This is a genomic window from Stenotrophomonas sp. YJH_SMC_48-3 (genome assembly GCF_059369375.1).
On sequence record NZ_JCAFSQ010000011.1, the window covers coordinates 78,831 to 103,768 of the forward strand.

The 24,938-nt window shown below is 66.1% G+C and carries 20 protein-coding genes; 10 read left to right on the plus strand and 10 right to left on the minus strand.

Going from position 1 to position 24,938, the window contains the following annotated elements:
• Together AC5P65_RS16835 and AC5P65_RS16840 are read right to left on the minus strand one after the other, a co-directional pair.
• The gene (locus AC5P65_RS16835; RefSeq protein ID WP_021204211.1) at positions 1–864 is read right to left on the minus strand and encodes a prepilin peptidase; all 864 of its coding nucleotides are present in this window, start codon (positions 862–864) and stop codon (positions 1–3) included.
• 7 nt (positions 865–871) lie between these two features.
• Positions 872–2,131 (minus strand): type II secretion system F family protein, encoded by a 1,260-nt coding sequence (locus tag AC5P65_RS16840; protein WP_021204210.1) that lies wholly within the window; start codon positions 2,129–2,131, stop codon positions 872–874.
• 350 nt (positions 2,132–2,481) lie between these two features.
• Between AC5P65_RS16840 and AC5P65_RS16845 the strand changes: the two genes are divergently transcribed.
• The 3 genes from AC5P65_RS16845 (at position 2,482) to pilB (ending at position 5,397) form a co-directional block, all read left to right on the plus strand.
• On the plus strand, positions 2,482–2,904 hold the full coding sequence (locus AC5P65_RS16845; RefSeq protein ID WP_021204209.1) for a pilin: 423 nt from the start codon (positions 2,482–2,484) through the stop codon (positions 2,902–2,904).
• 129 nt (positions 2,905–3,033) lie between these two features.
• Positions 3,034–3,447 carry a pilin gene (locus AC5P65_RS16850; RefSeq protein ID WP_111098287.1) on the plus strand — a complete coding sequence of 138 codons (414 nt, stop codon included), beginning with the start codon at positions 3,034–3,036 and terminating at the stop codon, positions 3,445–3,447.
• A 222-nt stretch (positions 3,448–3,669) separates the two neighbouring features.
• On the plus strand, positions 3,670–5,397 hold the full coding sequence (pilB, locus tag AC5P65_RS16855) for a type IV-A pilus assembly ATPase PilB (protein WP_021204207.1): 1,728 nt from the start codon (positions 3,670–3,672) through the stop codon (positions 5,395–5,397).
• A gap of 173 nt (positions 5,398–5,570) precedes the next feature.
• Here pilB and AC5P65_RS16860 read toward each other — a convergent pair whose 3' ends face one another.
• Positions 5,571–6,944, minus strand: coding sequence for a sigma-54-dependent transcriptional regulator (locus tag AC5P65_RS16860; RefSeq protein ID WP_021204206.1), 1,374 nt, complete (start codon positions 6,942–6,944; stop codon positions 5,571–5,573).
• Between the two features lie 60 nt (positions 6,945–7,004).
• A complete protein-coding gene (locus AC5P65_RS16865; protein ID WP_111098288.1) occupies positions 7,005–8,618 on the minus strand; it encodes a sensor histidine kinase in 1,614 nt (537 codons plus the stop codon).
• Between the two features lie 380 nt (positions 8,619–8,998).
• Here AC5P65_RS16865 and sucC point away from each other — a divergent pair, with 380 nt between their 5' ends.
• The 3 genes from sucC to AC5P65_RS16880 all read left to right on the plus strand — a co-directional run bounded on the left by sucC (position 8,999) and on the right by AC5P65_RS16880 (position 12,926).
• A complete protein-coding gene (sucC, locus tag AC5P65_RS16870; protein ID WP_005418614.1) occupies positions 8,999–10,168 on the plus strand; it encodes an ADP-forming succinate--CoA ligase subunit beta in 1,170 nt (389 codons plus the stop codon).
• A gap of 24 nt (positions 10,169–10,192) precedes the next feature.
• Positions 10,193–11,068 carry a succinate--CoA ligase subunit alpha gene (gene sucD, locus AC5P65_RS16875; RefSeq protein WP_005418610.1) on the plus strand — a complete coding sequence of 292 codons (876 nt, stop codon included), beginning with the start codon at positions 10,193–10,195 and terminating at the stop codon, positions 11,066–11,068.
• A gap of 223 nt (positions 11,069–11,291) precedes the next feature.
• The gene (locus AC5P65_RS16880; RefSeq protein WP_021204204.1) at positions 11,292–12,926 is read left to right on the plus strand and encodes an NAD+ synthase; all 1,635 of its coding nucleotides are present in this window, start codon (positions 11,292–11,294) and stop codon (positions 12,924–12,926) included.
• A 113-nt stretch (positions 12,927–13,039) separates the two neighbouring features.
• On the opposite strand, the gene AC5P65_RS16885 is transcribed toward AC5P65_RS16880, so the two are convergent.
• Both AC5P65_RS16885 and AC5P65_RS16890 read right to left on the minus strand, forming a co-directional pair.
• Positions 13,040–14,242 (minus strand): lipase family protein, encoded by a 1,203-nt coding sequence (locus AC5P65_RS16885; RefSeq protein ID WP_111098289.1) that lies wholly within the window; start codon positions 14,240–14,242, stop codon positions 13,040–13,042.
• A 190-nt stretch (positions 14,243–14,432) separates the two neighbouring features.
• Complete coding sequence (locus AC5P65_RS16890) at positions 14,433–15,320, minus strand: outer membrane protein assembly factor BamD (protein ID WP_026347042.1); 888 nt, start codon at positions 15,318–15,320, stop codon at positions 14,433–14,435.
• 113 nt (positions 15,321–15,433) lie between these two features.
• On the opposite strand from AC5P65_RS16890, the gene rluD reads away from it, so the two are divergent.
• The 4 genes from rluD to AC5P65_RS16910 are packed head-to-tail and all read left to right on the plus strand — an operon-like array spanning position 15,434 to position 18,132.
• Positions 15,434–16,423, plus strand: coding sequence for a 23S rRNA pseudouridine(1911/1915/1917) synthase RluD (gene rluD / locus AC5P65_RS16895; protein ID WP_111098290.1), 990 nt, complete (start codon positions 15,434–15,436; stop codon positions 16,421–16,423).
• The gene (gene pgeF, locus AC5P65_RS16900) at positions 16,423–17,193 is read left to right on the plus strand and encodes a peptidoglycan editing factor PgeF (protein ID WP_111098291.1); all 771 of its coding nucleotides are present in this window, start codon (positions 16,423–16,425) and stop codon (positions 17,191–17,193) included. Before rluD ends, pgeF begins: the two co-directional genes overlap by 1 nt.
• A gap of 20 nt (positions 17,194–17,213) precedes the next feature.
• Entirely contained in the window at positions 17,214–17,720 is a 507-nt protein-coding gene (locus tag AC5P65_RS16905; protein WP_111098292.1) for a DUF4166 domain-containing protein, read from the plus strand.
• A complete protein-coding gene (locus AC5P65_RS16910) occupies positions 17,695–18,132 on the plus strand; it encodes a thiol-disulfide oxidoreductase DCC family protein (RefSeq protein WP_111098293.1) in 438 nt (145 codons plus the stop codon). Before AC5P65_RS16905 ends, AC5P65_RS16910 begins: the two co-directional genes overlap by 26 nt.
• A gap of 125 nt (positions 18,133–18,257) precedes the next feature.
• Here the strand turns inward: AC5P65_RS16910 and otsA are convergent, their stop codons facing one another.
• From otsA to AC5P65_RS16930, 4 genes are all read right to left on the minus strand, one after another.
• Positions 18,258–19,622: an alpha,alpha-trehalose-phosphate synthase (UDP-forming) gene (gene otsA / locus AC5P65_RS16915; RefSeq protein ID WP_021202062.1), complete on the minus strand. Its 1,365-nt coding sequence runs from the start codon at positions 19,620–19,622 to the stop codon at positions 18,258–18,260.
• Complete coding sequence (locus AC5P65_RS16920; protein ID WP_031269310.1) at positions 19,619–21,400, minus strand: glycoside hydrolase family 15 protein; 1,782 nt, start codon at positions 21,398–21,400, stop codon at positions 19,619–19,621. Before AC5P65_RS16920 ends, otsA begins: the two co-directional genes overlap by 4 nt.
• Positions 21,401–21,439: 39 nt before the next feature.
• Entirely contained in the window at positions 21,440–22,198 is a 759-nt protein-coding gene (gene otsB, locus AC5P65_RS16925) for a trehalose-phosphatase (protein WP_021202060.1), read from the minus strand.
• A gap of 263 nt (positions 22,199–22,461) precedes the next feature.
• Positions 22,462–24,894 carry a TonB-dependent receptor plug domain-containing protein gene (locus tag AC5P65_RS16930; protein ID WP_111098294.1) on the minus strand — a complete coding sequence of 811 codons (2,433 nt, stop codon included), beginning with the start codon at positions 24,892–24,894 and terminating at the stop codon, positions 22,462–22,464.
• Positions 24,895–24,938 lie beyond the last annotated feature (44 nt).

Sequence of the window (24,938 nt, forward strand, 5' to 3'; positions counted from 1 at the left end):
TCAGCGCAGCCCGCTCATCATCAGGTACTGATCCACCAGCGGTGCGCCCCACATGAAGTACAGCCAGCCGGCGATGGCCAGATACGGCCCGAAGGGAATGGGCGTGGCGCGGTCACGGCCCCGGCTGTACAGCCAGATCGAGCCGATGATGGCGCCCAGCACCGACGACAGCAGGATGATCGGCAGAATGCCCTTCAGCCCGCACCAGGCGCCGAGCGCGGCCAGCAGCTTGAAATCACCGTGGCCCATGCCTTCCTTGCCGGTCAGCTGCTTGAACAGCCACCAGACCATCCACAGCGACAGGTAGCCCACCGCCGCGCCGACCAATGCAGGCTTTGCCGGCATGTACAGGTTGTCGATGTTGCCTATCAGGCCCAGCCACATCAGTGGCAGGGTCAACTGATCGGGCAGCAGCTGGGTGCGCAGGTCGATGCCGGACAGGGCGATCAGGAAGCACGTCAGCACGATGGCGCCGAAGCCCTGCCAGCCGAAGCCGAACTGCCAGACGCAAGCCAGCACCAGCACCGAGGTCAGCGCCTCCACCAGCGGGTACTGCAGCGAGATCGGCGCCTTGCAGTGGCGGCACTTGCCGCCCTGGATGATCCAGCTGAACAGCGGGATGTTCTCGTACCAGCTCAGCTTGTGCTTGCAGTGCGGGCAGTGCGACGGCTCCACCACGATCCCCGGTGGGGGGGGCTCATAGAAGTCCGGTTCCTCCAGGACCTCGCGCGCATCGCGCTTCCACTGCCACTCCAGCCGCTTGGGCAGGCGCAGGATGACCACGTTGAGGAAACTGCCCAGCAGCAGTCCCAGGGCGGCCGCGGCGGGGTAGCCGAGGCCGGGATGCTGGTCGAGAAATGCCATGTATGTGTTATCCGACGACGGAAGCGAGCTTGAAGATCGGCAGGTACATGCCGATGACCATGCCGCCGACGATGGTACCAATGATCACCATGATGATCGGTTCCAGCAGGCTGCTGAGGGCATCAACGGCATTGTTGACCTCCTGCTCATAGTACTCGGCCACCTTGAACAGCATGGCATCCAAGGCGCCGGCCTCTTCACCGATGCCGGTCATCTGGATGACCATGTGAGGGAACAAGTTGCGCTGTTTCATCGCCACGTTCACCGGATAGCCCACGGAGACGTCGTCGCGCATGCGCAAGACGGCTTCCTCGTACACCGTGTTGCCGGTGGCCCCGGCAACGATACCCAGTGCTTCCACCAGGGGCACACCTGCCTTGAAGGTGACTGCTGTTGTACGTGCGAACCGCGCAATGGCGCTGTTGTGCATGAGTTGACCGATAACCGGCACCCGTAGGACCAGCCGATCTATGCTGTGTTGCAGCGCTGGTGAACGTTTGTAGGCGGCAATGAACCCCGCAATGGAGCCGATGATGACGATCAGGATCAGCCACCACCAAGACACCATGAACCGGGACATATTCACGATCATCTGGGTGAAGGCGGGGAGGTCTGCGCCGAAACCCTTGAATACGTCTTCAAACTGCGGAACCACCCACACTAGCAGAATGCCGCTGACAATCAGTGCGACCGCCAGCACCATTGCCGGATAGAACATCGCCTTGCGTATTTTCCCCTTCAGGGCTTCGATGTTCTCTTTGTACGTGGCGACGGTGTCCAGCACCGTTTCCAGTACGCCAGCGCCTTCGCCAGCCTTGACCAGGTTGCGGTACAGCTCGTCGAACTGCACCGGGTGCTTGCTGACCGCTTCATAGAGCGACGAGCCGCCCTCGATATCGGTGCGAAGCGAGTCCACCATCTTTTTCATGCGCGGGTTCTTGTGCCCGCTGCCAATGATGTCCAGTGCCGAGACGATTGGCACACCGGATTTCATCATCGTCGCCATTTGGCGGCTAAAGAACGCAATGTCCTTCGGCGATATCTTGCTGCCTGCTGCGCCGAACAGCGGTTTGGGCTTGGCCTTGACCTGGCCCGGATTGATCCCTTGTCGGCGGAGTTCGGCCCTGAGCAGATTGGCGTTCTTTGCCATCTGCTCACCCTTCATCTTCACTCCGCGCTTGTCGGTCCCCTCCCAGACAAACGGCTGCAGCTCCGTGGTGCTGCGCGCCACGGGCTCCTTCTTGATCGCACTGCCACTGACAGACATATAGGCTCCCCAAGACCCGCCATCCCCAGCGGGCGTCTAGCCGTCGATGGTAGCCGGTTCATCGCCATCTGGGCAGCTGGAAGGCGGTCCGGCGTGCGATTTCGTGCCGGCGGACGGCCAAAGGTGACGTACTGCGTCACATTGCCGCGTCCATCGCAGATTCGGATGTGGGGGGTTCCCATTCGCAGAATTACTGCCATCATTGGCAGGGGGAGTCTTGGGGAGGCGTGCCGGGGTTGGCACGCAACCTGCGTTGATCTACCCGCAGGGGGCGGGACCCGCTCACCGGCGCTGGCCGGACCGAACCTGTCCACCGAAATCAACCACCACTATCTTGGGGATGTACCACAATGAAGAACCAGAAGGGCTTCACCCTTATCGAACTGATGATCGTCGTCGCGATCATCGCCATCTTGGCCGCCATCGCTCTGCCGATGTACCAGGATTACGTGGCCAAGTCGCAGGCAACTGCCGGCCTCGCCGAAATCACCCCAGGCAAGACCCAGGCCGAAGTTCTACTGAATGAAGGCAAGAACTACGCCGACGCTGCTGGTATCGGTCTGACCGCGTCGACTGAGCGCTGCGCAATCTCCGGTACCGGCGATGCCGAGGACGGTACCGCTTCGATTGCTTGCGTGCTGAAGGGCAATTCCAAGGTTGCTACCAAGAATGTCACCCTGAACCGCAGTGCAGCCGGTGCTTGGACTTGCACCACTGATTTGGAAAGCAAGTATCGTCCGGCTGGTTGTGGCGAAGCTGCAGCAAACCCGTAATCGGATAGCTGTTTTCATCGTGTGAGCAAGAGCCCCGCTACGCGGGGCTCTTGTGTATGGGGTATCGGGACGCTGACGCAAACGGCCCGAAGGTGAGATTTTGACAATCTGTTTGGGGACAGACTGGTCATGAAGCATCCAAACGAAGCGGGGTTCACCCTCGTCGAACTGATGATCGTCATCGCGATCATTGCAATCCTCTCTGCCATCGCTGTGCCTCTTTACGAAATCTACATTGCCAAGGCGCAAGTAGGTGCCGCGTTGGCCGATATCCGACCAGGGAAAACCACGATGGAGTACGTGGCCCAGGACGCAAAAGATGCCAGTGTTGTAACGGCAGCCTACATTGGCCTGATGCCGACTCAGCGTTGCCCGACGATTGAAGCGGAGCTGGACAGCGTCGGGATCGGCAGCATTCGCTGCACGCTGCAAGGCGGTAGCGCGGTGCAGGGCAAAGATATCATCCTCCGCCGTGCGGCGAATGGCGTCTGGAGCTGCGATGGCAGTGCCTTTGAAGCGCGGTATCGTCCGGCAGGCTGTTGACTGAAATTCTGGTCCGCCAATGGGATGTTGGCGGATCGTTGACGGGGCTATCATGCTTGGGGGAGTCAGGATCATGCCTGCCGGGCCGGAAGGTTCAGGCACGGCAGTGTTGCTTATGGATGGGCGATGCCAACGGCTACGGGGCCGTGGCAGGTTCTGCTGCCCGGTGCTTCGCCTCGGGAAGGTGCGTGGTACTGCCAGACCCATGAGCCAAGGATTCATATGAGTGCTTTAACCACCGCCAACCTCGTCGGCATCACCGGCCTGGCCCGCCGCCTGGTCCAGGACGGTGCTCTGGACGAGGCCTCCGCCCGCGATGCCATGGCCAAGGCCACGGCCGCCCGCCAGCCGCTGCCCACTTGGTTCGCCCAGAACAAGCTGGTCAGCGCCTCGCAGCTTGCCGCCGCCAATGCGGTCGAGTTCGGCATGCCTTTGTTCGACGTGTCCACGTTCGACGCCAGCCAGAACGCCATGAGCCTGGTCAGCGAGGAGCTGCTGCGCAAGCACAACGTGCTGCCGCTGTTCAAACGCGGCGGCAAGCTGTTCGTGGGTACCAGCAATCCGACCCATGCGCTGGACGAGATCAAGTTCCATACCAACCTGGTGGTGGAGCCGATCCTGGTCGATGAGGACCAGATCCGCCGCACGCTGGAACAGTGGCACGCCAGCCATGACACCATCGGCGACGCGCTGGGCGGCGACGACGAGGGCATGGCCAACCTCGATGTCGGCCTGGGCGACGACGAAGGCGCGGGCACCGACGCCGGCATCGACGCCAAGGGCGACGACACCCCGGTAGTGAAGTTCGTCAACAAGGTACTGGTCGATGCGATCCGCAAGGGGGCCTCGGACATCCACTTCGAGCCCTACGAAGACGATTACCGCGTGCGCCTGCGCATCGACGGCCTGCTGAAGATGGTGGCGCGCGCGCCGGTTAAGTTGAACCAGCGCATTGCCGCGCGCCTGAAGGTGATGGCGCAGCTGGACATCGCCGAAAAGCGCGTGCCGCAGGACGGGCGCATCAAGCTCAACCTGTCCAAGACCAAGCAGATCGATTTCCGCGTCAGCACGCTGCCGACCCTGTTCGGTGAAAAGGTGGTGCTGCGTATCCTGGATGGCAGCGCGGCCAAGCTGGGCATCGACAAACTGGGCTACGAGCCGGACCAGCAGAAGCTGTTCCTGGATGCGATCCACAAGCCTTACGGCATGGTGCTGGTGACCGGCCCGACCGGTTCGGGCAAGACCGTTTCGCTCTATACCGCGCTGGGCATCCTCAACGACGAGACGCGCAACATTTCCACCGCCGAAGACCCGGTGGAAATCCGCCTGCCCGGCGTCAACCAGGTGCAGCAGAACAACAAGCGTGGCATGACGTTCGCTGCGGCGCTGCGCTCGTTCCTGCGACAGGATCCGGACATCATCATGGTCGGCGAAATCCGCGACCTGGAGACGGCCGAGATTGCGATCAAGGCGGCGCAGACAGGCCACATGGTGCTGTCCACGCTGCATACCAACGACGCGCCGCAGACCATCGCGCGTCTGATGAACATGGGCATCGCGCCGTACAACATCACCAGCTCGGTGACGCTGGTGATCGCGCAGCGCCTGGCACGCCGGTTGTGCCCGAACTGCAAGCGCCCGGCGAACCTGCCGGAGCACGCACTGCTGGCCGAGGGCTTCACCCAGGCGCAGCTGGATGCGGGCATCCAGTTGTATGAGGCGGTGGGCTGCGATGAGTGTACCGAGGGCTACAAGGGCCGAACGGGTATCTATCAGGTGATGCCGATGACCGATGAGATCGCCACCATCGTGCTGGCCGGTGGCAATGCACTGCAGATTGCAGAGGCGGCGCAGCAGATCGGGGTGAACGACCTGCGGCAGTCTGCGTTGAAGAAGGCTGCGGCCGGGATCACCAGCCTGGCGGAGATCAATCGCGTTACCAAGGATTGAGGTAGAGCCGAGCCCATGCTCGGCTGAGGTACCGAAGAGCAGCCGAGCGTGGGCTCGGTTCTACAGTAGATCCACGCCATGCGTGGATGATCGGCCACGGATGCCATAGTAGTTCCACGCCATGCGTGGATGGCGCGGTCCCGACCACCGCGCATCCGGGCATGGGCTCGGCTCTACTCCATCCCCAGCTTCTTCAGCTTGTAGCGCAGCGCGCGGAAGGTAATCCCCAACTGCGCAGCCGTGCGGGTCTTGTTCCAGCGGTTCTCCTCCAGCGCGCGCTGGATGGCGCTGCGCTCCAGCTGCTCGATGTACGAGGGCAGGGCGGCGCTGCCGGGCTGCAGGTCGGCCACGGCTTCGGCGGGCGCGGCACTGCCCGGCGCACGCGGGGCGTGCTGCGGCAGGCGCAGGTCGTCGGCACCGATGCGGTCTTCTTCGGCCAGTGCCAGCGCGCGTTCCAGGATGTTCTCCAGCTCGCGCACATTGCCCGGGAACGCATAGTGGGCCAGCGCTTCCAGCGCCGACGGCGCCAGCAGCGGGGTGGCGCGGCCGTGGCTGCGGGCCAGCCGCGCCAGTACGGCGGCGGCCAGTTCCGGCAGGTCCTGGCGGCGCTCGCGCAGTGGCGGCACCTTCAACTCGATCACGTTGATGCGGTAGTACAGATCGTGGCGGAAGCGCCCGTCCTCGACCAGCTCGGCCAGGTCCTTGTGGGTGGCCGATAGGATGCGCACATCCACCGGTTCCTCGTTGGCCGCACCCACCGCACGTACCGACTTTTCCTGGATCGCGCGCAGCAGCTTCACCTGCATCTGCAGCGGCAGCTCGGCCACTTCGTCCAGGAACAGGGTGCCGCCGTGCGCGGCCTGGAACAGGCCGGGCTTGTCGGCATGCGCGCCGCTGAAGCTGCCTTTGCGGTGACCGAAGAATTCGCTTTCCATCAGCTCGCCGGGAATGGCGCCGCAGTTGACCGGCACGAACGGCCCGGCCGCGCGCGCGCCCTGGGCGTGGATGGTGCGAGCAACCAGTTCCTTGCCAACTCCGGATTCACCGAGGATGTAGACCGGCGCCTGGCTGCGCGCGACCTTGCTGATGGTGGTGCGCAGTACGTCCATGGCCGGCGAAGCGCCGAGCAGGCGTGCTGCCTGTTCGGTGGCGGGGCCGGGCGCAGGGCGCTCGCTGTTGTTGAGTTCCAGCGCGTGCTTGACCAGGCCACGCAGTACCGAGATGTCCACCGGCTTGCTGACGAAGTCGAAGGCACCGGCCTTCAGCGCTTCCACGGCCAGATCCATGCTGCCGAACGCGGTGATCATCGCCACCGGCGTGCGCGGGTAGTGCTGGGCGATCTCGCTGACCAGCTCGATACCGTTGCCATCCGGAAGCCGCATGTCGGTGATGCACAGATCGTACGGATTGCTGGCCAGCAGCTCGCGGGCTTCGGCCAGGTTGGCGGCGGTACTGATGCGCAGGCCCATGCGGCCAAGGGTCAGTACCAGCAGTTCGCGGATGTCGCGTTCATCGTCGACGACGAGGGCGCTGCGGGTTTCGTTCATGGGCGTGAAAGATAAACGAGGGGGCTGGAAGCGACAAATGTTTGACGCACAGATCTGCAATCAGGTGGGCAGCAAGGTGTGGGGGCCGGGCAGCACCAAACGGAAGCAGGAGCCGCCGGCGGGCACGGGAATGTAGTCCAGGCGTGCCTGGTTGGCCCGGCACAACTCGCGGGCGATATACAGGCCCAGCCCGGTGCCGTGCTCGGAGGTGGTGAAGAACGGACGGAACAGCTGTGCGGCCACGCTCTCGGGAATGCCCGGGCCACGGTCCATCACGTCGATCACCGCGCTGCGCTCGTGCTGGGCCACGCGCAGGCGCACCCGCGCCGGCTGCTGGCCGATGCGGCCGTACTTCAATGCGTTGTGCACCAGTACGGTGAGCACCTGGTACAGGTGCTTGGTATCGACCTGCGCCATCACCGCCGTACCGCTGATGATCGGTTCGATGCTGTCGGTTTCCAGCGTCTGGCCTTGTTTGTACTCCAGCACGAAGCGGCGCACGAAGGCGACCAGGTCGACGTTCTCGGGCGTGGCGCGTTCGCGCCGTGCCAGCCCCAGCACGCTTTCGACGATGCCATTGGTGCGCTGGCATTGCTGGCGGATGATCTGCAGCAGGCGGCGGTCGCTTTCGTTGAAGCCGGTGCCTTCTTCCAGCAGCTGCACGGCATAGTTGATCGCCGCCAGCGGGTTGCGGATTTCATGGGCGAGGCTGGCGGAGAAGCGGCCCATGGCCGACAGGGTGAGCGATTCGGCGCGCCGCGAGACCACGCTGGAATCGTCCAGGAACACCAGGGCCAGCTCGCTGCCCGCCAGCAGGCGGGCGAAGCGCGGTTGCACTTCCGGCTGGTCGGGGTTGAGCTGCAGCGGCAGTTCGTCCTGCGCCCAGCCGTTGCGCCAGCGCTGCAGGCGGCGCGCCAGTTCCGGCGCGGCACTGGCCAGATCCAGGCGTCCTGTCTCACCGATGCCGTCATTGTCACCGAGCAGCATCGAGGCCGCTTCATTGGCCAGGGTGATGCGGTTGTCGGCGTCTACCACCAGCACGCCAGTGCGCATGCGGCGGATGATCAGTTCGTTGATCTGGAACAGGTTGGCTACTTCGTCGCCGCGCTGGTTGGCCAGCTGCTGGTTGCGGCGTGCGCGGCTGCCCACCTGGTAGCTGATGAAGGCCAGCGCCAGGTAGCTGGTGGCGAACATGGCCAGCTCGGCCAGCGTGCGGGTGGGATCGCCGCCTTCCAGCACTTTCCACAGGTATTCGGTACCGGTGGCCAGGCTGGCCGCGACTGCCAGGCCCAGCCCCCAGCTCAGCGGCAGCAGGGTGGCGGCCGCGGCGATGTTGAACAGCAGCGACATCGAGATGCCGGCGCTGGCGCCGGGCAGGGCGTGCGCCAGCAGGGTGGCGGCGATGATATCCACCAGCACGCTGGTGACCACGATGGGGCGCAGCCAGCGTTCGTTGCGGCCGATCGCCAGGGCCAGCAGCGACAGCACCAGATAGATGGCCGCAACGGTATCGGCCAGGCGCGGGTGGTGGGCCTCGCCGACCATGCCGGACAGGGGGCTGTAGAGCAGGCCGGCGATGACTGCGGCGATCAGCACCCGGTACAGCGCGAAGAAGTACAGCTCACGCCGCGGAATCGATTCGATGCGGTCGATCAATGAAGCACTGGGTGACACGCCGGAACTCCCCTTCTGGCTGCCTGGGTCTGGAATCTGCGGCGGGCCTGCCTGGCATCCCCTGAGGCCGGGCGGGCACGTCGCGTCGATGTAGTGTCGAGCGTGCTCGAGAGGGCCAGTATAGGGCCCCTGCGCTGGCGCCGCGGGACCGCCCCGCATCGCGCATTTGGCCCGCCGCGGAGACCGGAGGCCAGCGCCAGGGCGGGCGCAACTGCCTGAATGACCGCGAAAATCCGCCCGCGTCTGGCGTTTTGTACAGACTTCTTTGCGCCCCGGCGCCGGCTCGGCCACAATAGTGGGCCCGCCGCGGTCCGTGCCGGTGCCTCTTCCAGGGGGCCCTGAGGAATTGCGTGCGGTCGTTCCTATTCCCACGGTGACGCATGAATTTCCACGAATACCAGGCAAAACAACTGCTTGCCGAATACGGCATCCCGGTCCCGGCCGGCAAGGTCGCGGCGACCCCGGACGAGGCGGTTGAAGTCGCCCAGTCGCTGGGCCAGGGCCCCTGGATGGTCAAGGCGCAGATCCACGCTGGCGGCCGCGGCAAGGCTGGCGGCGTCAAGTTCTGCAAGACCGTCGATGATGTGAAGGCCGCAGCGGCCAAGATGCTCGGCACCAAGATGGCCACCTACCAGACCGCCGGCGTCGAGCTGCCGATCAACCTGGTGCTGGTGACCACCGCCGGTGAGATCGTCAAGGAGCTGTACCTGTCGGTCCTGGTGGATCGCGGCACCCGCACCATCAGCTACATCGCCTCTTCCGAAGGCGGCATGGAAATCGAGCAGGTCGCTGCCGAGACCCCGGACAAGATCCACACCCTGAACGTGGACTTCGTCGAGGGCGTGCAGGGTTACCACGGCCGTGACATCGGCTTCAAGATGGGCCTGACCGCCAAGCAGGCCGGCCAGTTCGCCAACATCATGGTGAACCTGTACCGCATCTTCAACGAAAAGGACCTGGCGCTGGTTGAGATCAACCCGCTGGCCATCCTGGACGATGGCAACCTGTACGCGCTGGACGGCAAGTTCAACAGCGACGACAACGCCAACTTCCGCCACAAGGAACTGGTCGCGATGCGCGACAAGTCCCAGGAAGACGAAACCGAAGTGACTGCTTCGGAGCTGGACATCAACTACGTCACCATGGACGGCAACATCGGCTGCATGGTGAACGGTGCCGGCCTGGCCATGGCCACCATGGACGTCATCAAGCTCAACGGCGGCGAGCCGGCGAACTTCCTGGACGTGGGCGGCGGTGCGAACAAGCAGCGCGTCATCGAAGCGTTCAAGCTGATCCTGTCCTCGGACAAGGTCGAAGGCATCTTCGTCAACATCTTCGGCGGCATCGTCCGCTGCGACATGATTGCCGAAGGCATCATCGCCGCCGTGAAGGAAGTGGGCGTCAAGGTTCCGGTCGTGGTGCGCCTGGAAGGCACCAACGTGGAAGAAGGCAAGCAGCTGCTGCGTGACAGCGGCATGGCCATCATCCCGGCTGACAACATCAACGACGGCGCCAAGAAGGTCGTTGAAGCGGTCAAGAACGCCGCCTGATCCACGACACCGAAGGAAATTCCCATGTCTGTTTTGATTAACAAGAACACCAAGGTGATCGTGCAGGGCTTCACCGGCCAGCAGGGCACCTTCCACGCCACTCAGATGATCGAGTACGGCACCCAGGTTGTTGGCGGCGTGACCCCGGGCAAGGGTGGCACCACCCACATCGACCTGCCGGTCTTCAACACCGTTGCCGACGCCGTGCAGAGCACCGGCGCCAACGCGTCGGTCATCTACGTGCCGCCGCCGTTCGCGGCCGATGCGATCCTGGAAGCCGCTGCTGCCGGCATCAAGGTCATCGTCTGCATCACCGAAGGCATCCCGGTGCTGGACATGCTGCGCGTCAAGAACGTGCTGACCCGTTCCTACCCGGACACCGTCCTGATCGGTCCGAACTGCCCGGGTGTCATCACCCCGGGTGAGTGCAAGATCGGCATCATGCCGGGCCACATCCACAAGCCGGGCAAGATCGGCATCGTGTCGCGTTCGGGCACCCTGACCTATGAAGCGGTCAAGCAGACCACCGAAGTCGGCCTGGGCCAGTCCACCTGCATCGGCATCGGTGGCGACCCGATCAATGGCCTGAACTTCGTCGACTGCCTGAAGCTGTTCAACGAAGACCCGCAGACCGAAGGCATCATCATGGTCGGCGAAATCGGCGGTGACGCCGAGGAAGCCGGTGCCGAGTACATCAAGAACCACGTGAAGAAGCCGGTCGTCGGTTTCATCGCCGGTGCGTCGGCTCCGGCCGGCAAGCGCATGGGCCACGCCGGCGCGATCGCCTCGGGCGGCAAGGGCACTGCCGAAGGCAAGTTCGCCGCCATGGAAGCTGCTGGCGTCGTCACCGTCCGTTCGCCGGGCGACCTGGGCGCTGCCATCGCCAAGCTGGTGAAATAAGAACGACTGCCTCTGGCAGCCGATTCTGTAGAGCCGAGCCCACGCTCGGCTTGCTTTGGAAAAGCCGCCCTCGGGCGGCTTTTCTGCGTCTGGCGGCCGCCTGGTCGGCCCATCCACGCATGGCGTGGATCTACTGAGCCGGGGCTGTCCACGCAGTGAACGCCCCCGGCGCGCGCACGACGCGGCGCTACAATGGGCGCATTGCAACCACAGGCTGATTCCCATGGCTTCGATCCGCATCGCGATGGCGCAGTTCGATTTCCCGGTCGGCGATGTCGCCGGCAACACCGAGCGCATCATCGAGATGATCGGACAGGCGCGCGACGAGTATGGCGCCGAGCTGGTGATGTTCCCCGAGCTGGCAGTGAGCGGTTATCCGCCGGAGGACCTGCTGCTGCGTCCCGGCTTCCTGTACGAATGCGAGCAGGCGATGGGCCGTATCGCTGCTGCCTGCCGTGGCATCACCGCCGTGGTCGGCTGGCCGCAGGCGGCTGGTGCGGTGGTCTACAACGCCGCCAGCGTGCTGCGCGATGGCCTGCTGGAGCAGACCTACCGCAAGCGCGAGCTGCCCAACTACGCGGTGTTCGACGAGCGTCGCTACTTCGATGTCGATCCGGACGGCGGCAGCTGTGTGTTCGAGGTCAATGGCATTCCGGTGGGTTTGCTGATCTGCGAGGACCTTTGGTTCGCCGAGCCGCTGGCCGACACCGTGCGCGCGGGGGCGCAACTGGTGGTAGTGCCCAATGCCTCGCCGTACGAGCGGGGCAAGCACGCCCAGCGCGACGCGGTGCTGGCCGCACGCACCCGCGAGAGCGGGGCGGCCATCGCCTATCTCAACGTGGTCGGTGGCCAGGATGCGCTGGTGTTCGACGGCGCGTCGGTGGTGGCCGATGGTGACGGCACGGTACACCCGGCTGCCGCTGCCTTCGTCGACCAGTGGCTGGTGGTGGAGTACGACGGTGAGACCCGCCGCTTCATGCCGCACGTGTGGATGGACGATGGCGACGAGAGCATGGACGCGCTGGCCTGGCGTGCCGTGACCCGTGGCATCCAGGACTACTGCCGCAAGAACGGCTTCAAGAAGGTGTGGCTGGGGCTGTCCGGTGGCATTGATTCGGCGCTGGTACTGGCGCTGGCGGTCGACGCGCTCGGCGCTGGGAACGTTACCGCCGTGCGCCTGCCGTCGCGCTATACCGCCGGCATGTCCAACGACCTGGCCGCCGAGCAGTGCCAGGCACTGGGCGTGAAGCTGGAAGCGGTCTCGATCGAGCCGGCGTTCAAGGGCCTGATGGAATCGCTGGCGCCGATGTTCGAAGGCACCGCGCCGGACGTGACCGAAGAGAACCTGCAGTCGCGCAGCCGCGGGGTGATCCTGATGGCACTGGCCAACAAGTTCGGCGGCCTGTTGCTGACCACCGGCAACAAGAGCGAGTACGCCGTCGGCTACGCCACCATCTACGGCGACATGTGCGGTGGCTATGCGCCGTTGAAGGACCTGTACAAGACCGAGGTGTTCGGCCTGTCCAAATGGCGCAATACCGTGGGCGGCGCGCCGGTGATTCCGCCGGCGGTGATCAGCCGCCCGCCATCGGCCGAGCTGCGCGAGAACCAGCTGGACCAGGATTCGCTGCCGGCCTATGACGTGCTGGACGGCATCCTGTACCGCTACATCGACCAGGAACAGTCGCGCACGGAGATCGTGGCCGCCGGCTACGACGCGGCCGTGGTTGACCGCGTGCTGCGCCTGGTACGCATCAGCGAGTGGAAGCGGCACCAGGCCGCGCCGGGGCCGAAGGTGTCGCGCCGGGCGTTCGGTCGCGAGCGTCGCTACCCGATCAGCAACGGCTACAAGGGCTGAGGCAACGGTGGGTGGGCAGTGCCGGCCGCTGGCCGGCGACCCGTCGGCCCTCTCCGGTGGGTGCGGACCTTGGTCCGCACGGTGGTCGAAGATCATCCACGCGTGGCATGGATCTACGGGACTTCGTCGAGCAGCTGTTCGATGCCGGCAGTTTCCGCAGCGTCGCTGAAGTGGCCATCCTCAAACCGCGCACGTACGAACGCCAGGCCATCCGCCGCCGCCGCGTCCAGCGTGCCGCGGTGATCGACCGGATAGCGCCGGAACGCGACCGGCTCGCCTCGCAGGGCCAGGCCTGCGGCATACAGCAGGGTGGTCAGATAGGGCACATCGCGGTCCTCGCTGCCGTGGCCCAGCATCAGCGGTTGGCTGAAGCCGCGGCGCGGTACGCCAAGGTAGTCGTACAGCACGGCCCAGATGCCCGGCACGTGGGTCAGCGGTGCAGTGAACATGCTGCCGGTGTCCGCGCCGTCCAGGGTGACGGCCAGTTCGCCCAGGCACTGCTCGCGTGCCACCGCCACCCGCGCGCGGCCTTCATCGCTGAGGACGCGGTCGATCTGCGGCGCGGCCTGCAGCAGGCCATCGAGCAGATACGCGTGATACGCGTTGAGCGCGCCCGGATTGGCGGTGCGGTTGTCGGGCTTCATCACCAGCGCGGTCAGTTCGACTGCGGTGGGCGTGCCGGTGGTGAAGCTGCCGCGGTACTGCAACGACGGCCCACCATAGGAGGGGGCGATGTGGCCCGCCGTGAGCGCGGCGGCACCGCCCTGCGAATGGCCGACCGAGACCCAGCGCGGCGACAGCGCCCCGTTGCCGAGGTACTGGCGGCTGGCCTTGATCATGTCGATGGCGTTGCGCGCGGCAGTGCGCACATGCAGATAGGCATGGCTGCCTGGACTGCCCAACCCCTGGTAATCCGCCGCGACCACGGCATAGCCCTGCGCCAGGAACTGATCGAGGAAGCGCCCGTCGCGCGCGGGCTGGTACGGGCCGGAGACCGAAGGCGCACAGCGATCGGCGATGCCCTGCGTGCCATGCGCCCAGGACACGACCGGCCAGCCGCCCGCCGGCGCCGTGCCGGCGGGCAGGTACAGCAGGCCGGTGCCTTCGGCCAGTTGGCCGCGATGATCCGGGGTACGGTAGTACAGCTTGTAGGCGTGCGCGGCCTTGGAGGGCACCCACGACGCGCGATAGGGGGCTGCAGACAGCAGATCGCCCGGTGCTGCCGGTGCGGCAGCCAGGGAGGCCGAGGACAGCGCCAGCAGGGCAGTGGCGAGGAGGCAGGCGCGGGGACGGAAATGGCGTGGCGGTGGGGTCATGAGGCGCTCCTTCACGGCCGGGATGGCCGTTGCGCCGCAGTGTGGAGGGGCTCGCCCGCGCCGATTGGGACCGGCGTCGCATCCGCCGGGGATTCGTAGAATTCCTAGTGTCGTGGTCCATGGGCGCACGAACCATCCACGCATGGCGTGGATAACCGACAAAGAAAAGGCCCCTTGCGGGGCCTTTTTCTTATTTCTTTTCCAGTCGCGCGTTGCGCTGGCCGGTGCTGGCGGACTTCTCGCCAGCGAACGGGTTCAGCTTGCGGATCATCCACGGGTACTTCGGCCACTTGCCTTCCAGCCACGGGTGGTCTGGCTGGTTCAACTGCAGGACGCGGCGCGCATCATCGGCCAGGGTCTTGTTGCCCAGGTGGGTGTAGGAATCGGCCAGGACAGCAACGGCGTCGTACTGGAACGCGCTCTGCGGATAGGTTTCCAGCAGGTAGTTGGCGCGGCCGGCGGCCGAGACCCAGGCGCCGCGGCGCATGTAGTACAGGGCGTTGTCCAGTTCGTGCTGGGCGAACACGTCACGCAGTTCCAGCATGCGCTGGCGCGCATCGGCGGCGTAGCGGCTGTTCGGATAGCGGTCCACCACGATGTTGAAGTCCGAATACGCCTGGTGCGGCGTGGACAGGTCGCGGCGGCTGGCATCCAGCGACCATACGCGACGCAGGAAAACCGTACTGCGGTTGGAGTTCGCCAGGCCGCGCAGGTAGTACAGGTACGCGATGTTGCGGTGGGTCGGGTAGGTACGGATGAAGCGGTCGATGCTGGACACCGCGTCATCGTGCTTGCCGGCCTTGTACTGGGCGTAGGCGGTCTCGATCATCGCCTGCTCGGTGTACGGACCGTACGGATACTGGGCCACCAGGCGGCGGAAGCTGGCCTCGGCGCCGCTCCAGTTGCCGCCCTGCATCAGCTTGTGGCTTTTCTCGTACAGCTGTTCGACCGGCACGCCTTCATCGGGGCGATCACCCTTCTTGGCGCCGCGATGGCAGCCGGTGGCGGCGATGACCAGCACCAGCAGCAGGGCGGTGAGGCGGACGGGCGCGGAGAGCATGGCGGAGCGTCGGATCATGGGGTCGAGGCGGGACGCGGCTGGAATACGAAGGGTCGATGATAGCCTAGTGTCCTGTCCAGCGACTGAAACCGGCCGCCGGGACCCCAAAATTTCAAAGAATGCCCCCTGCCATGTCTGAACAACCCTCTGAATCGGCCCGCCAGGCCATCGTCCCCGACACCGCTGCCGGGCGCCGTTTCGACGCCGTCGTGGCCGAACTGTTCCCCGAATACTCGCGTTCGCGCCTGACCGAATGGATCAAGGCCGGGGAGGTGCTGCTGGACGGTGCCCAGGTGCGCCCGCGCGATCCGCTGCGCGGCGGCGAGGTGGTGACGCTCAACGTGGTGCTGGAAACCCAGACCGACGCCCAGCCGGAGGACATTCCGCTGGACGTGCTGTTCGAGGACGAGCACCTGCTGGTGATCAACAAGCCGGTCGGCCTGGTGGTACACCCGGGCGCGGGCAACCACAGCGGCACCCTGGTCAACGCCCTGCTGTTCCGCGACCCGTCGGTGGCGGTGCTGCCGCGCGCCGGCATCGTGCACCGCCTGGACAAGGACACCAGCGGCGTGATGGTGGTGGCCAGGACCCTGGAAGCGCAGACCGCGCTGGTCGAGCAGCTGGCGGCACGTGACGTGCACCGCCAGTACCTGGCCATCGTGATGGGCGCGCTGGTGGCCGGTGGTACTGCCGATGCCCCGATCGACCGCCACCCGCGCGATCGCCTGAAGATGGCGGTGCGTGAGGACGGCAAGGAAGCGGTGACCCACTACCGCCTGCGCGAGCGCTTCCGGGCACACACCGCGCTGGAGTGCCGCCTGGAAACCGGTCGTACCCACCAGATCCGCGTGCACATGGCGCACGTGCGCCATCCGATCATCGGCGACCCGCTGTATGGCGGCGCGCTGAAGCTGCCCAAGGGCGCCAGCGACGAGCTGGTGGCCGCGCTGCGCGGCTTCAAGCGCCAGGCCCTGCACGCCGAGACGCTGGAGTTCACGCACCCGATCACCGGTGAGCCGGTGCGCAACACTGCGCCGGTGCCGGAGGACATGCTGCACCTGATGAAGGTGCTGCGCGAAGACAGCGAAGCCTTCGCCGCACGCGAGCGGGACCGCTGGTGATGGCCGCCGCGCTGCCCTTGCTGCAGGCGGACTGGCCGGCGCCTCCGGGCGTCCATGCGCTGACCACGCGCCGGCACGGTGCGGGCATCTCGCCGGCGCCGTTCGCGCAGTTCAACCTGGGCAACCGGCACGCGGCCGATGGTGATACCCCCGCCAACGTCGAGCACAACCGCCAGCTGCTGCAGCAGGGGTTGGCGCTGCCGTCGGCCCCGCACTGGCTGCGCCAGGTGCACAGCAGCACCGTGCTGCGATTCAACGCGCCGCCGGTGCCGGGTGCCGCCGAGCCGGTGGCCGACGCCGCGGTGACCTCGGTGCCCGGCGTGGTGCTGGCGATCCTGACCGCCGACTGCCTGCCGGTGGTGTTCGCCGCCGCTGATGGCAGTGAGGTGGGCGCGGCGCATGCCGGCTGGCGTGGCCTGGCCGACGGCATGCTGGAGGCCACCGTGGCGGCCATGCAGACGCCGCCGGCGCAGTTGCGCGCCTGGCTGGGACCGGCAGCCGGGCCGGCCGATTACGAGATCGGTGAAGAGGTCTACCACGCCTTCGTCGGACACGATCCGGCCGCCGAAGCAGCGTTCGTCGCGACCCGTCCCGGTCACTGGAAGGTGGACCTGTTCGCGCTGGCGCGGCAGCGTCTGCAGTCTGTGGGGATGGACCCGGCACAGGTGTATGGCGGCACGGTGTCGACCATGGCCGACCCGGACCTGTATTCGCATCGGCGCGATCGTCGCACCGGGCGCATGGCGACCCTGGCCTGGATCGCGCCCTGACTCCGCCGCTGTTCGCGCGTGTGCTGGGGCCGGCCTTCGCCACCCTGGCAGGACCGGTGCAGGCGCTGCATGCCGCGCCGTTGCCGTGCCGCTACGTGGGGCAGGCCTGCATCGTGAGGGGGCGGCACTGGCTGGTGCCGCTGCTGGCTGCGTTGGCGCGGTTGCGACAGGACGGTGACGCGCTGCCCACCGAGGTGGCGTTCAACCGCTACCGGCAGGGCGAGCAGTGGGCGCGGCGGTTCGGCCGCTGGCCGATGGTGTCGCGGCTGTGGGTGTACGAGGGATGCCTGCGCGAGCAGTTGGGCGCGGTGCGCTTCGAATTTGATCTGCAGGCCCGCGAGGGTGGCATCGACTGGTCGGTGCGGCGGGTCTGGGCGTTCGGGCTGCTGCCGCTGCCAAGGCGCTGGTTTGATGGCGCGCGTTGCCGCGAAGCCTGGCAGGGCGAGCGTTACACTTTCCTGGTCGATGTGACGCTGCCCTGGGTGGGAGCCCTGATCCGCTATGAAGGCTGGCTCGAACCGCGGTGAGGCCGCCGCCGAGGCTGGGACCGCGGTGATCGTATTCGATGGCGTATGCGCGCTGTGCAACCGCTGGGTGCGCTTCCTGCTGCGCTTCGACCGCAGGGGGCGCTATCGCTTTGCGGCGATGCAGGGCGCACAGGGCAGCGCGATGCTGCGTGCGTACGGGCTGGACCCGCAGGACCCGATGTCGTTCCTGCTGCTGGACGCACAGGGTGCCTGGACCGATACCGATGCGATGCTGCGCGTACTTGAGGGGCTGGGCGGCGCCTGGCGCCTGGCCGGCGTGCTGCGGCTCGTGCCGCGCGGCTGGCGTGATGCGGCGTATCGCGCGCTGGCACGCAACCGCTACCGCTTGTTCGGTCGGCATGAGGCCTGTTACCTGCCCGCACCGGAGCAGGCCGCGCGGTTCCTGGATTGATCGCCTGTCTTTTGTAGAGTCGAGCCATGCTCGACTTGCTTTTTTCTCCTGCCAATAGCAGCCGAGCATGGCTCGGCTCTACAAAACGCAGCCGAGCATGGCTCGGCTCTACAGGAACGCGTGCTTCAACCCTCCAGCGCGTCCAGGTAGCTGCGGCGCCAGTGGTTGATGTCGTAGGTGCGCAGGTGCTCCATCATCGCGTGCCAGCGCTCCTTGCGCCTGCTCAGCGACATCGTGGCTGCGGTGGCGATCGCATCGGCCACGCCGTCCAGATCATGCGGGTTCACCAGCAGTGCCTGCTTCAGTTCGTCGGCGGCGCCAGCCAGCAGTGACAGCACCAGCACGCCCGGATCCTCCGGGTCCTGCGACGCCACGTATTCCTTGGCCACCAGGTTCATGCCATCGCGCAGCGGCGTGACCAGGCCGACCGCCGCCGCCCGGTAGAAGCCGGTGAGCGTGGCATGTGTGAAGTTCTGGTTGACGTACCGCAGCGGCGTCCAGTCCGGCTCGGCATGGCCGCCGTTGATGTGGCCAGCGATCTGCTCCAGCTGGCTGCGCAACTGCCGGTACTCGGTGACATCACCGCGCGAGACCGGGGCGATCTGCAGGTAGGTCAACGAGCCGCGCTGGTCAGGGTGGCGCTGCAGGTAGCGCTCGAAGCCAAGGAAGCGCTCGGGGAGGCCCTTGGAATAGTCCAGGCGATCCACGCCGATTGCCAGCTGGCGGTCGCGCAGGCTGGCGCGAAGATTCTTCACGGCGGTCTTGGTGGCGGCTGTGCCGGCCTGGCGTGCGATCAGCTCGGTGTCGATGCCGATCGGGAAGGCTGCTGCACGGAAGCGGCGCCCGCCCGGCGCTTCCAGCTCGCCATTGTCGAGCACGCGCCCGCCGCCGAACAGGCGCAGGTAAGTCTGGAAGCGATCGGCATCGCGCTGGGTCTGGAAGCCGACCAGGTCGTAGGCGTACAGCGCGGAGAACAACCGCAGGTGATCGGGCATCGCCTGCAGCAGGTCGGCCGACGGCATCGGGATATGCAGGAAGAAGCCAATGCGGCAGCCGATACCGCGCTCGCGCAGCAGTGCGCCGAGCGGGATCAGGTGATAGTCATGGATCCAGACGATGTCATCCTCGCGCAGCAATGGCGCGAGCTTGTCGGCGAACAGCGCATTGACCTTGTGGTAGGTCTCGCGGGTACCGCGGTCATAGTCGACCAGATCCAGGCGGAAGTGCAGCAGTGGCCACAGCGTGCGGTTGGCAAAGCCGTTGTAGTAGCCATCGACCTCGCGCTTGCTCAGGTCCATGGTGACGTAGTCGATGTCACCGTCCTTCTGCCGGTGCAGCGTGCCGCTGCCTTCCTTTACGGTCTTGCCACTCCAGCCGAACCACAGGCCGCCGCGCTCCTTCAGGGCGGCCAGCAGGCCGACCGCCAGGCCGCCTGCGCGGTTCTCGCCGGGCACGGCCACACGGTTTGAAACCACGACCAGACGACTCACGATGCCTCCTGCCAGGACCGCGACAGGCGCATCGCGGCGGTGATCAGGCCGACGTGCGAATAGGTCTGCGGGAAATTGCCCCAGGCCTCGCCGCTGTCGAAGGCCAGATCCTCCGACAGCAGGCCCAGGTGGTTGCGCTGCTTCAGCAGCAGCTCGAACATCTCGCGTGCTTCATCCATGCGCCCGATCGCCGCCAGCGCATCGATGTACCAGAACGTACAGATGGTGAAGCTGGTTTCCGGTTCGCCGAAGTCATCCGGCGCGACGTAGCGGTACAGCGAATTGCCGTGCTTGAGGTCGCGGCCGATGGCATCGACGGTGGCAATGAACCGGGCGTCCATCGCGTCGATGAAGCCGATGTCGGCCAGCAGCAGCAGCGAGGCATCCAGGCGATGGCCGCCGAAGGTATCGGTGAAGTGGCCCAGCTCCTCGCTCCAGGATTCGGCCATGATGCGGGCGTGGATGGTGTCGGCGCGCTCGCGCCAGTAGTGTGCGCGGTCATCACGCTTCAGGCGCACGGCGATCTTGCACAGGCGGTCGCACGCAGCCCAGCACATCGCGCTGGTGTAGGTGTGCACTTCGGTGCGGCCGCGGAATTCCCACAGGCCGGCATCGGGGACGTCGTGCAGGGCGAAGGCCTGTTCGCCCAGGGGTTCCAGGCGGGCAAACGTGTGCGCGTCGCCGGGATCCTGCAGGCGACGGTCAAAGAAAAGCTGCGTGGACGCCAGCACCACGCTGCCGTACACGTCGTGCTGGCGCTGCACCCAGGCCAGGTTGCCGCGGCGCACCGGGCCCATGCCGCGGTAGCCGGACAGGCTGGGCACTTCGTCTTCGTCCAGCTTGGCTTCAAAGCCGATGCCATACAGCGGCTGCAGCGTGCCGTCGGTGGTGGCCAGGTTGAAGATGTACCCGAGGAACTGTTCCATCGTGCGCGTTGCGCCGAGACGGTTCAGCGCGCGCACCACGAAAGCTGCGTCACGCAGCCAGCAGTAGCGGTAGTCCCAGTTGCGCACGCTGCCGGGTGCTTCCGGAATGGAGGTGGTCATCGCCGCGATGATCGCACCGCTGTCCTCGTACTGGCACAGCTTCAGCGTGATCGCGCTGCGGATCACCGCGTCCTGCCACTCCAGGGGAATGGACAGGTAGCGCACCCATTCGCGCCAGTAGTCGCGGGTGCGCTGGAAGGCTTCCTGCACGTAGCCGCTGATCGAGCGGTTGAGCGATTCGTCCACGCCCAGGATCAGGTGGACGGGATGGCTGAGCACGAAGGGCAGGCCGTCGCGCACGAAGCGGACCGGCACATCGGTGGTCAGCCGCAGCACGTGCTCGGGCAGGATCCAGCGCACATGGTTGCTGCCCCAGGTGGACTCCGGCACGCGCGCGCCCCAATCGGCCAGCGGGCGGGCGCGCACGGTGATGCGTGGGCTACCGGCCAGCGGGCGCACCTGGCGGATCAGGCTGACCGGCCGGTAGAAGCGGTCGTTCTGCCGCCAGCGGGGCGCGAAGTCGAGGATCTCCAGTTCGCCGCCGTGCGTGTCGCGCAGGACGGTGCGCAGGATCGCCGTATTGGTCAGGTACTCCTGCTCGCTGCTGGCGAAGTCTTCCAGCTCGATGGCGAAGTCACCACCGGTCTGCTGGTTGGGGCCGAGCAGGGCACAGAAGGTGGGGTCGCCGTCGAAGGTGGGCAGGCAGCTCCAGACAACGCGGGCACGTTTGTCGACCAGGGCGCCGAAGCTGCCGTTGCCGACCACGCCCAGATCAAGATCGGGTTGGGTCATCACGCGGTACATCTCGGTTGCGGCCGTGGGGGGGCCGGGTCAATAGGCATTCTCACGCAGCCACGCGTGCACGCTGCGTATGTCGGGCAGCGCGAACACGGCCACGCTGGGTTCGCGTTCGCCCACCAGCACGCTCCAGCCATGCTGGCCGTTGGCAGCGTCGAAGCCGAATTCGTCGGTGAGGTCGTCACCGAGGAAGACGGGCAGGCGGCCACGGAAGGGCAGGTACTGCATCATCCTCCGTACCGCACGGCCCTTGTCGCTGCCAACCGGGACGAACTCGACCACGTGGTCGCCGGGTTGCAGGCGGTAACTGGAACGGCCGCGCACGTGGCGGTCGGCGAAGGCGCGCACATCGCTGGCGGCGTGCGGCGCGCCGCGCCAGTGCAGCGCCAGGCCGACACCCTTGTCTTCCACCAGCACGCCGGGGTGGCCATGGGCGAAGCGCATCGCCTGCTGGTGCAGCGCGTGCAGCCACTCGGCGGTGTCGTCGTCGTGCTCCTCGCGCAGCACACGACCGTCCTCGCCGCGCAATTCATGGCCATGCAGGCCCGCGGCAGGCAGTTGCAGGGGAGCGAACAGTTGATCGAGCTGCTCAAGCGGGCGACCACTGACCAGTGCTACGGCACCTTCCAGGCGGTCGCTGATGCGGCCGATGGCGTCACGCACATCCGGCAGCAGCTGCACGGCATCCGGGCGCGCAGCGAACTCGATCAGGGTGCCATCGACATCGAGGAACAACGCACAGGCGTCGTCCAGCAATGGCGGTGGCGGACGCAGGGGGAGCGGTTCAGCCATGCCGCCCACCTTGCCAGCGTGGGCGTGTACGTGGGGTCGAGGGCAGGCTACGGATCAGCTTCGGTGGGTGCCGACCGTTGGTCGGCACAAAGGGTCAGCCTGCATTGAACCCAGACAGTGCGGACCAACGGTCCGCACCCACCGAGAGCGATCACTTCCGGTGGGTGCCAACCGTTGGTTGGCACAAAGGGTCAGCCTGCATTGAACCCGGGCAGTGCGGACCAACGGTCCGCACCCACCCAAGGCAATTACACCCAGAGCAATCAGAAGGTATAGCGGACGCGGCCGTAGTAGTACGCGCCATTGCTGCCGATCGGCGACAGCACGTCATACGGCAGGTTGCCGAAGTAGTGGATATCGCTGTTGGACCGATCCGGGTAGTTGTCGGTCAGGTTCTGCCCGCCGATGGCCACGCTCCACTGCGGGGTGATGCGGTATTCGACTTCCGCGTCCAGCTGCCACTCGGCCTGGTAGGTCTGGCGCGGGATGTAGCCATCACCGAAGTTGAACACGCGGGTGGCGCTGCCGTAGCGGTTCACGCGGCTGCTCAGCGACCAGTGGTCGTTGCTCCAGGCAGCCGAGAAACTGCCACGTGTACGCGGTGTGGCATCGGTCAGCGTGTTGGTCTCTTCAATCCCGAACAGCACATAATCCGGGTCCAGCGCCTGCAGCTGGGCCGGCGTGGCCAGCACGTTCTTCAGCGTGGTCTTGGTATACGCATAGGTGCCGGTCAACAGCAGCTGGCCATCGCCCAGCGACTGGCGCCAGTTGGTCACCAGCTCGGCGCCACGGGTGCGGGTATCGGCGGCGTTGACGAAGAAGCTGGCGCTCTGCAGGCCGCTGACACCGTAGTTGGCTGCCACGTAGCCGGTCAGTGCATCACCGGTGATGCTCTCCGACAGTGCGATGCGGTCGTCGATGTCGATCTGGAAGAAGTCCAGCGAGAGGTCGAAGTGTTCGCCGATGCGGCTGGTGAAGCCCAGCGACGTGTTCAGGGATTTTTCCGGTTTCAGGTCCTGCGCGCCAAGGCCACGCGCGATCGGATTGTTGACCGACAGCAGTCGGCCCTGCACCAGCTGGCCACCAGCGTTATAGCCGGTGGAGGTGGATTCGTAGCCGATCTGCGCCAGTGAAGGTGCGCGGAAGTTGTTGGAGATAGCACCGCGCAATGCAAACGCCGGCGTGAACTCGTAGCGCAGGCCGAGCTTGCCGGTCAGCTCGCCGCCGAAGTCGTCGTTGTGCTCGTAGCGCGCGGCCAGATCGGTGGAGAACTTCTCGCCGAACTGGCTGGACAGGCTGGCATAGGCGCTGGCCACGTCGCGCGACAGGGTGGCGGCGTCCTGTGGGGTCAGGCCGCCACCGGCCTGCGAGCCGGTCGGGCGGTCGGTGTACGGGCCCGCCGCATAGCTGGCCGGGTCGCCGGGGCGGGTCTGGTAGCGCTCATGGCGCGCTTCCACGCCCAGGCCCAGCGTGTGGCTGATGCTGTCGCTCTGGGTGAACACGCGGCTCAGGTCGAGGTTGCCCACGGTCTGCGCGTACTCGTAGTCGGCGGTCTTGAAGCGGGTCGGGCTGGTCGGGCCCAGCGAGGCGTTGAGCGAATCACGCAGGCGGTAGGTGAAGTCGTTCTGGCCGTAATCCAGGCTGCCGTCGTAGCTCCACTCGCCCCACTGGCCGCGCACGCCGGCCACGGCCTGTACGTCGCGGTTCTCGCCTTCGGAGATCGGTCGGTAGCCGTTCGGATAGACCTGCTTCCAGTTGGCATCGCCATCGGGATAGCGGAAGTAGTTGGCGCCTTCGGTATCGCGCTGGTTGAAGGTACCGAACGCGTAGAACGTCGAGGTCTGGCCGACCGGAATCTCGGTGTTCAGCCACAGGTTGATGTCCTTGCTCTTGCCATCACCCAGGACGTAGTTGCGCTTGCCCTGCAGTGCCAGGTTGCCCGGGGTCTGGTCCCACGGCGGAATCTGGTCGAAGCCGGCGCGGTTGGTGCCGTTGCGGTGCTTGTACTCCAGGCCGACGCGCAGGAAGCCACCGTCTTCGCCCAGCGAGGTGCCGACCTTGGCGCTGATGTTGCCGGTCTGGCCATCGGTGAGGGTGCGGCCGATCGGCTGGAGGTCGGTGTGGTTGGCACCGTAGCTGGCCTCGATCTCGCCGCCGTCGCCGCCGTTGTCGAGGATCACGTTGATCACGCCGGCCACGGCGTCCGAGCCGTACAGCGCACCGGCACCGTCGCGCAGCACTTCGATGCGCTTGATCGCGCTGACCGGGATCGAATTGAAATCGACCGGGGTGGTGCCCTTGCCGATCTTGCTGTCGGTGTTGACCAGCGCGGTGTGGTGGCGGCGCTTGCCGTTGACCAGTACCAGCACCTGGTCCGGCGACAGGCCGCGCAACTGCGCGGCGCGCACATGGTCGGCGCCACCGGAGTTGGACTGGCGCGGGAAGTTGAACGACGGCAGCAGCGCCTGCAGCGCGCTGCCCAGTTCACCGTTGACCACGCCGGCCTTGCGGATGTCCTCGGCGGTGAGCACGTCCACCGGCGAGGTGGATTCGAGCACGGTGCGGTCGGCGGCACGGGTGCCGGTGACGATCACCGTGTCCAGGTTGGTGGCGTCCTGGGCCAGGGCTGGGGCGGCGGAGGAAAGCGCGATGGCGATGGCGAGGCCGAGCGGCGACGCGGGCAGGCGGAAGGACATGGGGGCTCCAGCAACAACGACGACGGGGAAGGGGAGATAGTTTC

What these genes read in the sequence shown, in the direction of transcription:
- pilB (WP_021204207.1), top strand. Translation starts at nt 3,670, where the DNA reads ATGAGTGCTTTAACCACCGCCAACCTCGTCGGCATCACCGGCCTGGCC.
- sucD (WP_005418610.1), top strand. Translation starts at nt 10,193, where the DNA reads ATGTCTGTTTTGATTAACAAGAACACCAAGGTGATCGTGCAGGGCTTC.
- AC5P65_RS16850 (WP_111098287.1), top strand. Translation starts at nt 3,034, where the DNA reads ATGAAGCATCCAAACGAAGCGGGGTTCACCCTCGTCGAACTGATGATC.
- AC5P65_RS16930 (WP_111098294.1), bottom strand. Translation starts at nt 24,894, where the DNA reads ATGTCCTTCCGCCTGCCCGCGTCGCCGCTCGGCCTCGCCATCGCCATC.
- AC5P65_RS16890 (WP_026347042.1), bottom strand. Translation starts at nt 15,320, where the DNA reads ATGATCCGACGCTCCGCCATGCTCTCCGCGCCCGTCCGCCTCACCGCC.
- rluD (WP_111098290.1), top strand. Translation starts at nt 15,434, where the DNA reads ATGTCTGAACAACCCTCTGAATCGGCCCGCCAGGCCATCGTCCCCGAC.
- pgeF (WP_111098291.1), top strand. Translation starts at nt 16,423, where the DNA reads ATGGCCGCCGCGCTGCCCTTGCTGCAGGCGGACTGGCCGGCGCCTCCG.
- otsB (WP_021202060.1), bottom strand. Translation starts at nt 22,198, where the DNA reads ATGGCTGAACCGCTCCCCCTGCGTCCGCCACCGCCATTGCTGGACGAC.
- AC5P65_RS16840 (WP_021204210.1), bottom strand. Translation starts at nt 2,131, where the DNA reads ATGTCTGTCAGTGGCAGTGCGATCAAGAAGGAGCCCGTGGCGCGCAGC.
- AC5P65_RS16920 (WP_031269310.1), bottom strand. Translation starts at nt 21,400, where the DNA reads ATGACCCAACCCGATCTTGATCTGGGCGTGGTCGGCAACGGCAGCTTC.
- sucC (WP_005418614.1), top strand. Translation starts at nt 8,999, where the DNA reads ATGAATTTCCACGAATACCAGGCAAAACAACTGCTTGCCGAATACGGC.
- AC5P65_RS16845 (WP_021204209.1), top strand. Translation starts at nt 2,482, where the DNA reads ATGAAGAACCAGAAGGGCTTCACCCTTATCGAACTGATGATCGTCGTC.
- AC5P65_RS16880 (WP_021204204.1), top strand. Translation starts at nt 11,292, where the DNA reads ATGGCTTCGATCCGCATCGCGATGGCGCAGTTCGATTTCCCGGTCGGC.
- AC5P65_RS16910 (WP_111098293.1), top strand. Translation starts at nt 17,695, where the DNA reads ATGAAGGCTGGCTCGAACCGCGGTGAGGCCGCCGCCGAGGCTGGGACC.
- AC5P65_RS16885 (WP_111098289.1), bottom strand. Translation starts at nt 14,242, where the DNA reads ATGACCCCACCGCCACGCCATTTCCGTCCCCGCGCCTGCCTCCTCGCC.
- AC5P65_RS16860 (WP_021204206.1), bottom strand. Translation starts at nt 6,944, where the DNA reads ATGAACGAAACCCGCAGCGCCCTCGTCGTCGACGATGAACGCGACATC.
- AC5P65_RS16835 (WP_021204211.1), bottom strand. Translation starts at nt 864, where the DNA reads ATGGCATTTCTCGACCAGCATCCCGGCCTCGGCTACCCCGCCGCGGCC.